At 72.0% G+C, this 13,635-nt stretch carries 13 protein-coding genes; 6 read left to right on the forward strand and 7 right to left on the reverse strand.

Annotation, left to right across the window (positions count from 1 at the left end; all coding sequences use genetic code 11):
• Position 1: 1 nt before the first annotated feature.
• Both ACPZVR_RS11450 and ACPZVR_RS11455 read right to left on the reverse strand, forming a co-directional pair.
• The gene (locus ACPZVR_RS11450; RefSeq protein WP_436699711.1) at positions 2-712 is read right to left on the reverse strand and encodes a beta-ketoacyl-ACP reductase; all 711 of its coding nucleotides are present in this window, start codon (positions 710-712) and stop codon (positions 2-4) included.
• Between the two features lie 243 nt (positions 713-955).
• Entirely contained in the window at positions 956-1,171 is a 216-nt protein-coding gene (locus tag ACPZVR_RS11455; RefSeq protein WP_436699712.1) for a dodecin, read from the reverse strand.
• 42 nt (positions 1,172-1,213) lie between these two features.
• Between ACPZVR_RS11455 and ACPZVR_RS11460 the strand changes: the two genes are divergently transcribed.
• Positions 1,214-1,585 (forward strand): DUF3099 domain-containing protein, encoded by a 372-nt coding sequence (locus ACPZVR_RS11460; protein WP_436699713.1) that lies wholly within the window; start codon positions 1,214-1,216, stop codon positions 1,583-1,585.
• On the forward strand, positions 1,575-1,763 hold the full coding sequence (locus tag ACPZVR_RS11465) for an acetone carboxylase (RefSeq protein ID WP_436699714.1): 189 nt from the start codon (positions 1,575-1,577) through the stop codon (positions 1,761-1,763). The genes ACPZVR_RS11460 and ACPZVR_RS11465 overlap by 11 nt, the downstream gene beginning before the upstream one ends.
• A 46-nt stretch (positions 1,764-1,809) precedes the next feature.
• Here ACPZVR_RS11465 and moaA read toward each other — a convergent pair whose 3' ends face one another.
• Positions 1,810-2,802, reverse strand: coding sequence for a GTP 3',8-cyclase MoaA (gene moaA / locus ACPZVR_RS11470; RefSeq protein WP_436699715.1), 993 nt, complete (start codon positions 2,800-2,802; stop codon positions 1,810-1,812).
• A 43-nt stretch (positions 2,803-2,845) separates the two neighbouring features.
• Here moaA and ACPZVR_RS11475 point away from each other — a divergent pair, with 43 nt between their 5' ends.
• Positions 2,846-3,748 carry an SURF1 family cytochrome oxidase biogenesis protein gene (locus ACPZVR_RS11475; RefSeq protein ID WP_436699716.1) on the forward strand — a complete coding sequence of 301 codons (903 nt, stop codon included), beginning with the start codon at positions 2,846-2,848 and terminating at the stop codon, positions 3,746-3,748.
• Here the strand turns inward: ACPZVR_RS11475 and ACPZVR_RS11480 are convergent.
• From ACPZVR_RS11480 to glpK, 3 genes are read right to left on the reverse strand one after another with little or no spacing between them, the layout of a single operon-like run.
• Positions 3,634-4,404 carry an SDR family oxidoreductase gene (locus ACPZVR_RS11480; protein WP_436699717.1) on the reverse strand — a complete coding sequence of 257 codons (771 nt, stop codon included), beginning with the start codon at positions 4,402-4,404 and terminating at the stop codon, positions 3,634-3,636. The genes ACPZVR_RS11475 and ACPZVR_RS11480 overlap by 115 nt on opposite strands.
• Positions 4,404-6,161: a glycerol-3-phosphate dehydrogenase/oxidase gene (locus ACPZVR_RS11485; protein WP_436699718.1), complete on the reverse strand. Its 1,758-nt coding sequence runs from the start codon at positions 6,159-6,161 to the stop codon at positions 4,404-4,406. Before ACPZVR_RS11485 ends, ACPZVR_RS11480 begins: the two co-directional genes overlap by 1 nt.
• Positions 6,158-7,684, reverse strand: coding sequence for a glycerol kinase GlpK (gene glpK / locus ACPZVR_RS11490; protein ID WP_436699719.1), 1,527 nt, complete (start codon positions 7,682-7,684; stop codon positions 6,158-6,160). Before glpK ends, ACPZVR_RS11485 begins: the two co-directional genes overlap by 4 nt.
• A gap of 24 nt (positions 7,685-7,708) precedes the next feature.
• On the opposite strand from glpK, the gene ACPZVR_RS11495 reads away from it, so the two are divergent.
• Positions 7,709-8,458 (forward strand): ABC transporter ATP-binding protein, encoded by a 750-nt coding sequence (locus tag ACPZVR_RS11495; protein WP_436699720.1) that lies wholly within the window; start codon positions 7,709-7,711, stop codon positions 8,456-8,458.
• Position 8,459: 1 nt separating this feature from the next.
• Positions 8,460-10,994, forward strand: a complete 2,535-nt coding sequence (locus ACPZVR_RS11500; RefSeq protein WP_436699721.1) for an ABC transporter permease — start codon at positions 8,460-8,462, stop codon at positions 10,992-10,994.
• A gap of 4 nt (positions 10,995-10,998) precedes the next feature.
• Here ACPZVR_RS11500 and ACPZVR_RS11505 read toward each other — a convergent pair whose 3' ends face one another.
• Positions 10,999-12,597 (reverse strand): ABC-F family ATP-binding cassette domain-containing protein, encoded by a 1,599-nt coding sequence (locus tag ACPZVR_RS11505; RefSeq protein WP_436699722.1) that lies wholly within the window; start codon positions 12,595-12,597, stop codon positions 10,999-11,001.
• A 71-nt stretch (positions 12,598-12,668) separates the two neighbouring features.
• Between ACPZVR_RS11505 and ypfJ the strand changes: the two genes are divergently transcribed.
• Positions 12,669-13,634: a KPN_02809 family neutral zinc metallopeptidase gene (gene ypfJ / locus ACPZVR_RS11510; RefSeq protein ID WP_436699929.1), complete on the forward strand. Its 966-nt coding sequence runs from the start codon at positions 12,669-12,671 to the stop codon at positions 13,632-13,634.
• Position 13,635 lies beyond the last annotated feature (1 nt).

A 13,635-nucleotide genomic window follows, 5' to 3' on the forward strand; every position in this document is an offset into this window, starting at 1 on the left:
GTCAGTGCCCCATTCCCAGTCCGCCGTCCACGGGGATCACCGCGCCGGTCACGTACGCCGCCTCGGGGCTGGCGAGGAACAGCACCGCCCCGGCGATCTCGGTCGGGTCGGCGTACCGGCCCAGCGGGACCTGGCTGCGGATCCCCTCCTTCTGCTCGTCGGTCAGCACCGCGGTCATGTCGGTGTCGACGTACCCCGGCGCCACGACGTTGGCCGTGATCGAGCGCGGGCCGAGCTCGCGCGCCAGCGAGCGCGCCATGCCGACCAGGCCCGCCTTCGAGGCGGCGTAGTTGACCTGGCCCGGCGAGCCGAGCAGGCCCACCACGCTGGAGATGAAGATGATCCGCCCCTTCTTCTGCCGCAGCATGCCCTTCGCCGCGCGCTTGGCGAGCCGGAACGAGGCGGTCAGGTTGGTGTCGATGACCGACGACCAGTCGTCCTCCGACATCCGCAGGAGCAGGGTGTCCTTGGTGATGCCCGCGTTCGCGACCAGCACCTCGACGGGGCCGTGCGCCTCCTCGGCGGCGGCGAACGCGGCCTCGACGGCAGCGGCGTCGGTGATGTCGGCCTTGAGCTCGAGCGCACCGTCCGGCGCGCCTCCGCTCCGGGTCGTGACGGCGACCTTGTCGCCTGCGGCGATGAAGGCCTCGGCGATCGCGCGGCCGATGCCGCGGTTGCCTCCGGTGACGAGGACGGAACGTGGTTGGCTCACGCTCTGTGACGCTAGTGGCGCCGGTGGTCGGGCCTCACGGGCGGCAGGCACCAAGATCCCGGCGCTGTGTTGTAGGACCCCCACAAACCGGCCGGAATCGGGCGGGGCTGAGTTGTTGCGGTTTGGTCCCAAACCGCAACAATTCGAGGGTCCGGCATGCGGTTTGGGACCAAACCGCAACGTCGCGGGTCCGGGTCTGGAGGCAGACCCACCAAAAGGGCAGATCTGCGAGAAGGGTGCGGCCTACTCGTCGTCCTCGAGCCGGAAGCCGATCTTCATGGTCACCTGGAAGTGCTCCACGGCGCCGTCCTTGATCTGGCCGCGCACCTGGGTGACCTCGAACCAGTCGAGGTGGCGGAGGGTCTGACCGGCGCGCTCGACGCCGTTGCGGACGGCCTGGTCGATGCCCTCGGGAGAGGTGCCGACGATCTCGCTGACGCGGTAGGTGCGATTCGACATGCCAGCAGCGTACTCAGCACGGCACCGGCGTAGGCTGAGGGCATGGACGCCATCCGCATCACCACGGCGGGCTCCAGCCCCCAGGACGACCTGGCGCGGAGGCAGAAGAAGTACGTCATCGCGATGACGATCCGGACCTTGTGCTTCGTCGGCGCGGCGATCAGCGGCGCGGCCGGCCTGCACTGGCTGTGGCCGATCCTCATCGTGGGCGCGATCGTCCTGCCGTACGTCGCCGTGGTGATGGCGAACGCCGAGGACAGCCGGACCACCGCTCTCCCCCTCACCGGCGGTGGCGACGCCCAGCGGCAGCTCGGCCGGTCCGGTGACACCGGCGACGATGGCACCGAGGGCGACGCCAGCAGCTCCGACAGCGGCCACGACGTCCGCAGCGAGCAGGGCGGGCATGGAGCCTGACATCTGCTCGGCCCGGGGCTGCCGGGAGCCGGCCACCTGGCAGCTGCTGTGGAACAACCCCAAGATCCACACCCCCGACCGGCGCAAGACCTGGTTGGCCTGCGCCGAGCACCGGGAGTCCTTGGCGTCCTTCCTCGGTGCGCGCGGCTTCCTGAAGGAGACCGTCCCGCACCCTTGAGTGGTCGGATCCTCGTCACCGCCGGCCGGCGACGCGCAGGAGCGTCTCAGCCCCCGATGGCGGACATGGGCCGGTCGGGCTGGAGGAAGGTGGGGTCGTCGATGCCGTGGCCGGGGAGCTTGCCCCACATCGCGGTCCGCCAGCGCTCGGCGAGCTCGTCGTCGCTCGCGCCCGCACGCAGGGCGACCCGCAGGTCCGACTCGGAGCGGGCAAAGAGGCAGTTGCGGACCTGGCCGTCGGCGGTGAGCCGGACCCGGTCGCAGTCGCCGCAGAACGGCCGGGTGACCGAGGCGATGACGCCCACGGTCGCCGGACCGCCGTCGACGGCGAAGAGCTCGGCGGGTGCGCTCCCCCGGGGCTCGGCGGCCGGGGTGAGCCGGTAGGCGGCGGAGAGCGAGGCCAGGATCTCGTCGGCGGTCACCATCGCCGCCCGGTCCCAGCCGTGCTGGGCGTCGAGCGGCATCTGCTCGATGAAGCGCAGGTGGTAGCCGCGCTCCAGGCACCAGGCCAACAGCTCGGGCGCCTGGTCGTCGTTGACCCCGCGGAGCAGGACGGCGTTGACCTTCACCGGGCCCAGCCCGGCCGCTTCGGCCGCCGCGAGACCCTCGACGACGTCGGTGAGCCGGTCGCGTCGGGTGATCTGGTGGAAGGTGTCGCTGCGGACCGTGTCGAGGCTGACGTTCGCGCGGCTCAGTCCGGCCTCGGCGAGCGCGTGCGCGGTCCGCGCGAGCCCGAGCGCGTTGGTCGTGATCGACATCTCGACGCCGGCGTCGAGAGCCCGCACCCTGCGGACGATGTCGACGAGGCCGCGGCGCACGAGCGGCTCGCCACCGGTGAAGCGGACCTCGCGCACGCCGAGCCGCCCGACTGCGATGCCGATGAGGCGCACGACCTCGTCGTCGGTGAGCTGGTCGTCGCCCGGGAGCCAGTCGAGGCCCTCCGGGGGCATGCAGTAGGTGCACCGCAGGTTGCAGCGGTCGGTCAGCGACACCCGAAGGTCCGTCGCGATCCGTCCGTGCTGGTCGACAAGGGGCTGCACCCCATCAGTCTAGGCACGGCGGGGTCGTGGCTACCGTTGTCCCGTGTTCTCCTGGCTGTCCTCGTGGCGATTCCTGCTCAGTCGCCGCTGGGTGCTGTTCTTCCTGGCGATCATCATCGTGGGCTGGGCGACCTGGTGGCTCGGGGAGTGGCAGTTCGGCCGGCTCGAGGACCGCAAGGAGCGCAACGCCGTCGTGCGCGCCAACGAGGACCGCGCGCCCGCCGACGTCAGCGAGGTCCTCGCGCCCGGGCGCCGGGTCGCCGAGGACGACGAGTGGCGCGTGGTCACCGCGACCGGCGAGTACGACCGCGACGACACGGTCGTCGTGCGCTACCGCACGCGCAACGGCTACCCGGGGGTCGAGGTGGTCGTCCCCCTCGTGACGACGGACGGGACGACCCTCCTCGTCGACCGGGGCTGGTACGGCACCGACGACCCGCTGATCAAGGGCGCGGCGCTGCCGGCGCCGCCGGACGGCGAGGTGACCATCACGGGCTGGGTCCGGGCCGACGGCACGGGCGACAGCACGGAGGTCGACGACCACTCGACGCGCGCGATCGCCAGCGGCCCGATCGGCGAGGCGATCGGGCAGGAGGTCTACACCGGCTTCGTCGCCCTGAAGGCGGAGGATCCGGCGCCGGCCGAGGAGCTCGCCCCGGTGCAGCTGCCCGAGCTCGACGAGGGGCCGCACTTCTTCTACGGCCTCCAGTGGTGGTTCTTCGGGATCCTCGCGCTCGGCGGCTTCCTCTATCTCGCCTGGGACGAGCGCAGGCTCGGCCCGCGAGGCCAGCGCCCGGGCGCCGGACGCAGGTCCGGCGGCCCGTTCTCCCGTCAGAGCGGCCGCAGCGCCCCGCCGTCGACGGGCAGCATGACGCCGGACACGTACGACGCCGCCGGCGACAGCACGAACGCCGCGACCCGGCCGAACTCCTCCGGCCGTCCGTAGCGCCGCAGCGGGATCTGCGCGGTGGCCCTCGCGCGGGCCGCCTCGGGGTCGCCCTGCGCGGAGTCGAGCTCGACGATCCGCTCGGTGGCGACCCGGCCGGGCAGCAGGCCGTTGACCCGGATCCCGCGGGGACCGAGCTCGTCGGCGAGCGTCTTCGCGGCCATGGCCAGGCCAGGGCGCAGGCCGTTGGAGATGGCGAGGTCCGCGATCGGCTCCCGCACGCTGGTCGACAGCACGAACGCGATCGAACCACCGTCCGGTGACTCCGTGAGGACCGCGCCGACCTCGCGCGCCAGCCGGACAGCGCCGAGGAAGACCGAGCCGAAGGCCGCCGTCCACTGCTCGTCCGTCATGGCCGTGATCGGTCCCGGCGGCGGACCGCCGACGCTGATCAGCACGCCGTCCACCCGGCCCCAGGCGTCGCGCGCGGTGTCGATCAGGGCGGCCGGTGTGCCGGGATCGGCGTTGTCGGCCACCACCCCGCGAGCGTGGTCCGGCCCGCCGAGCCCGGTGACGGCCGCCTCGACCGCGGTCGCACTGCGTCCCGACACGACGACCCGCGCCCCGTCGGCCACCAGGGCCTCTGCCGTCGCGCGGCCGAGGCCGCGGGTCGCGCCCGTGAGCAGGTAGACGCGGTCGGTCAGCTGCAGGTCCATCAGTTGCTCTCCATCGACTCGATCTCCTCGGCGATCCGCGACACCGGTACGACGTCGGGGGCGCCCTTGCGCGCGGCGTCGGCCGTGTGGTCGTCGGGCTGCCGCTGGCTCTCGCGCTCGGCCTCGACGCGCTTGAGGTAGTGCTGGAGCTCGCGGGTGTGCTGGTCGGAGTCCCAGCGCAGGTGTCCGCGCACCAGGTCGGCGACGTACGGCGCCGCCGCGGCGCCGCGGTCGAAGGTCTCGATCGACACCCGCAGCCGCCGGGTGAGGATGTCGTCGAGGTGTCGCGCTCCCTCGTGGGTGACGGCGTAGACCGCCTCCGCCCTCAGGTAGTCCTCGGCGCCGGGGAGCGGCTCGCCCAGGTCGGGCTCGGCGGCGATCAGGTCCAGCACCTCCAGCACGAGGGAGCCGTAGCGCTCCAGGAGATGCTCCACGCGGTTGATCGCGAGCCCGGACTGCGCGGCCAGCGAGCGCCGCTGGTTCCACAGCGCCTGGTAGCCGTCGGCGCCGACGAGCGGCACCCGCTCGGTCACGCACTCCCCGACCTTGCGCCCCAGGACGGTCTCGAGGCCGTGCACCGCCTCGTCGACGGCATCGGCCGCCATCACCCGGTAGGTCGTGTACTTGCCTCCCGCCACCACGACGAGGCCCGGCACGCTGTGCGCGACCGCGTGCTCGCGGGACAGCTTGGAGGTGGCCTCGGACTCACCGGCGAGGAGCGGTCGGAGGCCGGCGTACACCCCCTCGACGTCCTCGCGGGTCAGGGGCACCTCGAGCACGCGGTTGACGTGGTCGAGCAGGTAGTCGATGTCGCTGCTCGACGCCGCGGGGTGGTCCTTGGAGAGCGACCAGTCGGTGTCGGTCGTGCCGATGATCCAGTGCCGCTTCCACGGGATCACGAAGAGCACCGACTTCTCGGTGCGCAGGATCAGTCCGGTCTCGCCGCGGATCCGGTCGCGCGGGACGACGAGGTGGATGCCCTTGCTGGCGCGCACCTTGAACTGCCCCCGCTCGCGCGCCATCGCCTGGGGCTCGTCGGTCCACACGCCGGTCGCGTTGATGACCTGGGAGGCGCGGATGTCGAACCGGTCGCCGGTCTCCAGGTCGATCACGGAGGCCCCGACGACGCGCTCGCTCTCCTTGATCAGTCCCAGGACGCGGGTACGGGACGCCACGGCAGCCCCGTAGGTCGCCGCGGTGCGCGCGAGGAACATCGTGTGCCGGGCGTCGTCGACCTGCGCGTCGTAGTAGCGGATCGCCCCGACCAGGGCGTCCTTGCGCAGCGACGGGAAGGCCTTGCGGGCACCGCGCCGCGTCAGGTGCTGGTGGAGCGGCATGCCATCGCCGTACCCGCTCGCCTTCGAGAGCGCGTCGTACATCGCGACGCCCGTGCCGGCGTACCATCGCTCCCAGCCGAGCCCGGTCAGCGGGTAGAGGAAGGGCACCGGACGCACGAGGTGCGGCGCCAGTCGCTGCATGAGCAGGCCACGCTCCTTCAGCGCCTCCGCGACGAGCCGGAAGTCGAGCATCTCCAGGTAGCGCAGTCCGCCGTGGACCAGCTTGGAGCTGCGACTCGAGGTGCCCGAGGCGAAGTCGCGCGCCTCGACGAGACCGACCGAGAGGCCCCGGGTGGCCGCGTCGAGCGCCGCGCCGCTCCCGACGACTCCCCCGCCGATCACAAGGACGTCGAGCTGCTGGCTCGCGAGCCGCTTGAGCGCGGCGGTGCGCGCCCGCGGGGACAGCGCGGCGGGGCTCATCGGCCCACCTCCACCCAGTCGAGGGTGCGTTGGACGGCCTTCTGCCACTGGGCATAGCCGGCCTCGCGACGCTGCTCGTCCCAGTGCGGCTCCCATCGGGTGTCCTCGCGCCAGTTGCGCCGCAGCTCGTCGGTGTCGCGCCAGTAGCCGACCGAGAGCCCCGCCGCGTACGCCGCGCCCAGCGCGGTCGTCTCGGGCACCACCGGCCGCGACACCGGTACGCCGAGCACGTCGGCCTGGATCTGCATGCACAGGTCGTTGAGGGTGACGCCACCGTCCACCTTGAGCACCTCCAGCCGGACCCCGGAGTCGGCCGACATCGCCTCGATCACGTCCCGGGACTGGTAGCAGATCGCCTCGAGCGTAGCCCGGGCGACATGGGCGTTGGTGTTGAACCGCGACAGGCCGACGATCGCGCCGCGGGCGTCGGAGCGCCAGTACGGCGCGAACAGGCCGGAGAAGGCCGGGACGAAGTAGACGCCGCCGTTGTCGTCGACCTGCCGGGCCAGGGACTCCGACTCCGCGGCGCCGCTGATGATCCCGAGCTGGTCACGCAGCCACTGCACCGCCGACCCGGTCACCGCGATCGAGCCCTCGAGGGCGTAGACGCACGGCCGGTCGCCCAGCCGGTAGGCCGGGGTCGTGAGGAGGCCGGCCTTCGAGCGGACGATCTCGGTGCCGGTGTTGAGCAGCATGAAGTTGCCGGTGCCGTAGGTGTTCTTGGCCTCGCCCGGCGCGAAGCAGACCTGGCCGACGGTCGCGGCCTGCTGGTCGCCGAGGATGCCGGTGATCGGGACCTCCCCGCCGAACGGCCCCCGCACCCGGGTGGTGCCGTACGGCGCCGTGGCCGACGACTCCCGGATCTCGGGCAGCATCGCCCGGGGGACGCCGAAGAAGCCCAGCAGCTCGTCGTCCCAGTCGAGGGTCTCGAGGTCCATCAGCATGGTCCGGCCCGCGTTCGTGACGTCGGTGACGTGCACGCCGCCGTCCGGGCCGCCGGTGAGGTTCCACAGCACCCAGGTGTCGGGGGTGCCGAAGAGCACGTCGCCGCGCTCGGCGGCCTCGCGCGCCCCCGGGACGTTCTCGAGGATCCACTGGAGCTTGCCGCCGGAGAAGTACGTCGCCGGGGGCAGGCCGGCCCGGTGGCGGATCACGTCGCCCCGCCCGTCGCGGTCGAGAGCGGCGGCGATCGCGTCGGTGCGGGTGTCCTGCCACACGATGGCGTTGTGGAGCGGGCGACCGGTGCGGCGGTCCCACACGATCGTCGTCTCACGCTGGTTGGTGATCCCGATCGCGGCCAGGTCGCCCGGACCGAGCCGCGCCTTCCCGAGGGCCGTCTGCACGACCGCGGAGGTGCGCTCCCAGATCTCGACCGGGTTGTGCTCGACCCAGCCCGCCCGCGGCAGGATCTGCTGGTGCTCGAGCTGGTGGCGAGCGATCTCGGTGCCGTCGTGGTCGAACACCATGAACCGGGTGCTCGTCGTACCTTGGTCGATCGCTCCCACGAAGCGTGCCTCAGCCATGGCCACCAGCCTAGGGTGATGGGCATGTCAGCAGTCGCCGCCCGCGCCATCGAACTCCACAAGCGCTACGGCGCGGGCGACTCCGAGGTCCGCGCCCTCGACGGCGTCTCCCTCGACATCGCGGCCCGGGAGTTCACGGCGATCATGGGCCCGTCCGGCTCGGGCAAGTCGACGCTCATGCACTGCCTCGCCGCCCTGGACACCCCCACCTCGGGCGAGGTGCTGATCGGCGAGGTGACGCTGTCGCGGCTGCGCGACAAGGCGCTCACCGCGCTGCGCCGCGAGGAGATCGGCTTCGTGTTCCAGGCGTTCAACCTGGTGCCGACGCTCACCGCGCGCGAGAACATCCTGCTCCCGCTGAGCCTGGCCGGGCGCAAGCCCGACCGGGAGTGGTTCGACACGGTCGTCGACACGGTCGGCCTGCGCGACCGCCTCGGGCACCGGCCCTCGCAGATGTCGGGCGGCCAGCAGCAGCGGGTGGCCTGCGCCCGGGCGCTGGTGAGCAAGCCGTCGATCGTCTTCGCCGACGAGCCGACCGGCAATCTCGACAGCACGTCGGGAGCCGAGGTGCTCGGCTTCCTCCGACGCAGCGTGGACGAGTTCGGCCAGACCATCGTGATGGTCACCCACGACCCGGTCGCGGCGTCGTACTGCGACCGGGTGGTCTTCCTCGCGGACGGCAGGATCGTCGACGAGATCCGCTCCCCCGACCGGGAGCTGATCCTCGAGCACATGACCGCGCTGCAGACGGCCGCGGCGCGCGGGCAGGCCTGACATGCTGCGGCTGACGCTCCGCACCCTGCTCGCCCGCAAGGTGCGGCTGCTGATGAGCGGCCTGGCGGTCGTCCTCGGCGTGGCCTTCCTCGCGGGCGTGCTCGTCTTCAGCAACGCGCTGTCGGCGACCTTCGACGCCATCATCAACGGATCCACGCCGGACGGCGTCGTGCGGGCGCAGGACACCGACGAGTTCAGCGGCGGGGTCAGCGGGCAGTCCGCGCAGGCGATGACGCCCGAGGTCGTGGCCGACCTCGCCGCGCTGCCGGAGGTGGCGCGCGCCGACGGCGACGTCGCCGGGGCGGGTCTCAACCTGCTCGCCAGCGACGGGACGCTCGTCGGCGGCACCGGCGCGCCGACGCTGTCGTTCAACTACCACGACGGACCCAACATGCGGGGCGAGCAGGCCCTGCTCCTGAAGAGCGGCGACTGGCCCACCGCCGACGGTGAGATCGTGCTCGACCAGCGCGCGGCGGAGTCCGGCGGCTACGAGCTCGGCGACGAGGTGCGGCTGCTGGCGCCCTTCGGCGAGCTCGACCGCACGGCGCGCCTCGTCGGCATCGCCGAGTTCAACGGCGGTGGCACGGCCGGAGCGACCCTGCTGATCCTCTCGACCCACGAGGCGCAGGAGATCTTCTACCAGGGCCGCGACGTCTTCAACCGGATCAGCCTCACCGCGGCCGAGGGGGTCAGCCAGAAGGAGCTGGTCGCCGCCGCCGACCGGGTCCTGCCTCCGGGGTTCGAGGCGGTCACGGGCACCCAGGTCGCGAAGGACTCGCAGGACGCCGTCGGCGGCTTCCTCGACGTCATCACGATCTTCCTCACCGTGTTCGCGATCATCGCCGTCCTCGTCGGCGGCTTCATCATCGTCAACACCTTCTCCATCCTGGTGGCCCAGCGCTCGCGCGAGCTGGCCCTGCTCCGGGCCCTCGGCTCGTCGCGGGGCCAGGTCACGCGATCGGTGCTGGTCGAGGCGTTCGTGCTCTCCCTGGTGTCCTCGACCCTGGCGATCGGCCTCGGCCTGCTGCTGGCCCGTGCCCTCGCCGCGATGTTCCGCGCGTTCGGACTCGACATCGCCGGAGGGGCGCTCGACCTGACCGGCGACACCGCGCTCACCAGCTACGTGGTCGGCGTGGGCGTGACCATGGTCGCCGCCTACCTGCCCGCGCGCCGGGCCGGCCGGGTCGCCCCGGTCGCCGCCATGCGCGCGGACGCCACGCCGGAGCCGTCGTCGCTGCGCCGGCGGACCCTGCTCGGCGCGCTGGTCCTCGCGGTGGGCGCCGGCTTCGCGGCGTACGGCGTCGGCGACTCCGACGCGTTGTGGATCGGCGTCGGCGCGGTGTTGTGGATCCTCACCGTCGCCGCGCTCAGCCCCGTGATCGGCAGGCCCGTGCTCGCCGGGTGCCGCACGCTGTTCGCCGGGCTCTTCGGCGCGACCGGCCGCCTGGCCGGCGAGAACGCGTTGCGCGACCCGCGGCGCACCGGGGCCACCGCCTCGGCGCTGATGATCGGGCTCGCCCTCGTCTCCACCATCGGGGTCCTGGCGGCGTCGCTGAACGCGTCCGTCGACGACGTCGTCGATGACCAGTTCACCGCCGACCTGCTGGTCCAGAGCCCGACCTTCCTGCCGTTCTCGACCGAGATCGGCGACCGGATCGCGACCCTCGACGGCGTGGGCGTGCTGACCCGCCAGCAGTTCACGTCGGCGCGCTACGACGACGCGTCCGTCTTCGTCTCCGGTGTGGACGAGCGCTTCGCCGACGTCTTCGACCTCGACGTGGTGAGCGGCACCGACCGCGTGGCGGGTGGCGGAGCGGTGGTCACCACCGACTTCGCCGACGAGCACGGCCTCGCGCTCGACGACACCGTCGACCTGGCGTTCCCCGGTGCTCAGCGACTGAGGGCGACGGTCGTCGGCGTGGTCGAGCCGAGCGAGGTCACCTCCGAGATCACCGTCCCCCTCGGCGACCTGGCCGCGGCCGGCGTCCTGCGGCAGGACACCTCACTCGGGATCCTGCTGGCTCCCGGTGCCGATCCGGGAGCCGTCCACGACCGCGTCGACGAGGCCGCCACGCCGGCGCCGATCGTCGGCGTCTACGACAAGACGGAGTTCGCCGACGAGATCCGGGGCCAGGTCAACCAGCTGCTCTACATCATCTACGGCCTGCTCGCGCTCGCGATCGTGATCGCCGTGATCGGCATCGTCAACACGCTCGGGCTCAGCGTCATCGAGCGCACCCGCGAGATCGGCCTGCTCCGGGCCGTCGGCATGAGCCGGGCCCGGGTCCGCCGCATGGTGACCCTGGAGTCGGTGACGATCGCGGTGCTCGGCGCGGTCCTCGGCATGGCGCTCGGGCTCGTCGTCGGCATCCTCCTGCAGCGTGCCCTCTCCGAGGACCTCACCAGTCTCGGACTGCCGGTCGGCCAGCTGGTGGCGTTCCTCGTCGTGGCGATCGTGGTCGGCGTCCTGGCCGCCGTCGTCCCGGCGATCCGGGCCGCGCGGCTCGACGTCCTGGACGCGATCGCGAACGAGTGACGGCTCAGGCCAGCGCGACCAGGTCGGCGTAGTCGGGGCTCCACAGGTCCTCGACGCCGTCGGGCAGGATGAGCACCCGGTCCGGCTCGAGCGCGTGCACGGCGCCCTCGTCATGGGTGACGAGCACGATGGCGCCCTCGTAGCGCCGGATGGCGTTGAGGACCTCCTCGCGCGACGCCGGGTCGAGGTTGTTGGTGGGCTCGTCGAGGAGCAGCACGTTGGCGGACGAGACGACGAGGGACGCCAGCGCGAGCCGGGTCTTCTCGCCGCCCGAGAGGACGCCGGCCGGCTTGTGGACGTCGTCGCCCGAGAAGAGGAACGAGCCCAGCACCGAGCGGGCCTCGGTGTCGGTGAGCTCGGGTGCCGCGGACTGCATGTTCTCCAGCACGGTGCGGTCGACGTCCAGGGTCTCGTGCTCCTGGGCGTAGTAGCCGACCTTCAGCCCGTGGCCGGCGACGACCTCGCCCGTGTCGGGCTTGTCGACGCCGGCGAGGATGCGCAGCATCGTCGTCTTGCCCGCACCGTTGAGGCCGAGGATGACGACGCGGGAGCCCTTGTCGATGGCGAGGTCGACCGCGGTGAAGATCTCCAGCGCGCCGTAGGACTTCGACAGGTCGTGCGCGGACAGGGGGGTCTTGCCGCAGGCGGCCGGGGTCGGGAACTTGATCGCCGCGACCTTGTCGGCCTGCCGCTCCCCCTCGACGCCCTCGAGGAGGCGCTCGGCCCGCTTGAGCATCTGCTGGGCGGCGCTCGCCTTGGTGGCCTTGGCCCGCATCTTGTTGGCCTGGTCGGTGAGCGTCTTGGCCTTGTTCTGCGCGTTCATCAGCTCGCGCTTGCGCCGGGCCTCGTCGGTCTCGCGCTGGGTGAGGTAGTTCTTCCAGCCCATGTTGTAGACGTCGATGACCGAGCGGTTCGCGTCGAGGTGGAAGACCTTGTTGACGGTCTCGCCCAGGAGGTCGTTGTCGTGACTGATCACGATGAAGCCGCCCTTGTAGGACTTCATCCAGTCGCGCAGCCACGTGATCGAGTCGGCGTCGAGGTGGTTGGTCGGCTCGTCGAGGATGAGGACCTCGGCGCTGGAGAAGAGGATCCGGGCCAGCTCGACGCGCCGCCGCTGGCCGCCCGACAGCGTTCCGAGCGGCTGGTCCATCAGCCGATCGGGGATCCCGAGGCTCTGCGCGATCTGCAGCGCCTCGGTCTCGGCGGCGTACCCGCCACCAGCATCGAGCTCGTCCTGAGCGCGCTGGAACCGGCGGAACGCCTTGTCCCGCTCCTGGGGGTCGTCGGAGGCCATCGCGACCTCGGCGGCCCGCATCCGGCGTACGGCGTCGTCGAGTCCGCGGGCCGACAGGATCCGGTCGCGGACGATCACCTCGGGGTCGCCGACGCGGGGGTCCTGCGGCAGGTAGCCGAGCTCGCCGCTGTTGGTCACCGAGCCGCCGGCCGGAAGGACGTCCCCGGCGAGCACCTTGGTCAGCGTCGTCTTGCCGGCGCCGTTGCGGCCCACCAGGCCGACCTTGTCGCCGGGGCCGACGCGGAAGCTGACGTTCTCCATGAGGAGTCGCGCACCGACGCGTACCTCGAGTTGGTGCACCGTGATCATGACCGACCGATCCTCCCATGGCGCAGCGACACGGCCGAAAACGCCGCCGTCTGCAATAGGGTGCAACCGTGGTGCGATTCAATCCGAAGGCACGCCTCGACCAGTCCCGGGTCCGCGACGCGGGCCGAGGAGGCGCAGGGGGCGTCGGCGGCGGTCTCGGCGGTGGCGGCATGCGGCTGCCGATCCCCACCGGCAAGGGCGGCATCGGCGGCATCGTGCTCGTCGTCGTGCTCTTCGTGGTCGCCCGGCTGCTGGGCGTCGACTTCGGCCTGGGCGGCAGTGGCGGCGGTGGCGGGCTCGGCAGCGCCTACTCGCCCGCTCGGATGAGCGACGCGCAGGAGGGCAGCGACCGGTACGCCGGCTGCACGACCGGCGAGGACGCCAACAACAGCCAGGACTGCGCCCGGGTCGCGATCGAGAACTCGCTCACCGACTACTGGGAGGCCGAGCTGGGCGGGAAGTTCCGCCCCGAGCGGGAGATGGTCACCTTCACCGGGTCGGTCAACACCGCCTGCGGGGCGGCCTCCTCGGCGGTCGGCCCGTTCTACTGCCCCGCCGACGAGACGATCTACCTCGACACCACGTTCTTCGACGACGTCCTCGAGGGCCAGCTCGGTGGTCCCGAGGGCAGCTTCGTCGAGTTCTACGTCCTCGCCCACGAGTACGGCCACCACATCTCCAACCTGCTCGGCTACATGGGACAGGTGCGCAGCCAGGAGACCGGCCCGCAGAGCGACGGCGTGCGCCTCGAGCTCCAGGCCGACTGCTACGCGGGCCTGTGGGCCAACCACGCCACGACCACCGAGGACGCGTCCGGCAACAAGCTGATCCTCGACCTCACCCAGGACGACATCACCGAGGCGATCGACGCGGCCAAGGCGGTCGGCGACGACTACATCCAGAAGCGCAGCGGCGGCCGCGTCAACGAGGAGGCCTGGACGCACGGCTCCTCGGAGCAGCGCCGGAAGTGGTTCATGGTGGGCTACCAGCAGGGCAGCCTGGACGCCTGCGACACCTTCGCCGCCGATAAGGTCTGAG

Origin of the sequence: Nocardioides segetis (assembly GCF_051390595.1) — a bacterium.
GTDB lineage: Bacteria > Actinomycetota > Actinomycetes > Propionibacteriales > Nocardioidaceae > Nocardioides.

Excerpts from the sequence above, each read along its gene's own strand:
- ACPZVR_RS11455 (WP_436699712.1), bottom strand. The coding sequence starts at position 1,171 with ATGTCGAATCGCACCTACCGCGTCAGCGAGATCGTCGGCACCTCTCCC.
- ACPZVR_RS11460 (WP_436699713.1), top strand. The coding sequence starts at position 1,214 with ATGGACGCCATCCGCATCACCACGGCGGGCTCCAGCCCCCAGGACGAC.
- ACPZVR_RS11465 (WP_436699714.1), top strand. The coding sequence starts at position 1,575 with ATGGAGCCTGACATCTGCTCGGCCCGGGGCTGCCGGGAGCCGGCCACC.
- ACPZVR_RS11480 (WP_436699717.1), bottom strand. The coding sequence starts at position 4,404 with ATGGACCTGCAGCTGACCGACCGCGTCTACCTGCTCACGGGCGCGACC.
- ACPZVR_RS11485 (WP_436699718.1), bottom strand. The coding sequence starts at position 6,161 with ATGAGCCCCGCCGCGCTGTCCCCGCGGGCGCGCACCGCCGCGCTCAAG.
- glpK (WP_436699719.1), bottom strand. The coding sequence starts at position 7,684 with ATGGCTGAGGCACGCTTCGTGGGAGCGATCGACCAAGGTACGACGAGC.
- ACPZVR_RS11495 (WP_436699720.1), top strand. The coding sequence starts at position 7,709 with ATGTCAGCAGTCGCCGCCCGCGCCATCGAACTCCACAAGCGCTACGGC.
- ACPZVR_RS11500 (WP_436699721.1), top strand. The coding sequence starts at position 8,460 with ATGCTGCGGCTGACGCTCCGCACCCTGCTCGCCCGCAAGGTGCGGCTG.
- ACPZVR_RS11505 (WP_436699722.1), bottom strand. The coding sequence starts at position 12,597 with ATGATCACGGTGCACCAACTCGAGGTACGCGTCGGTGCGCGACTCCTC.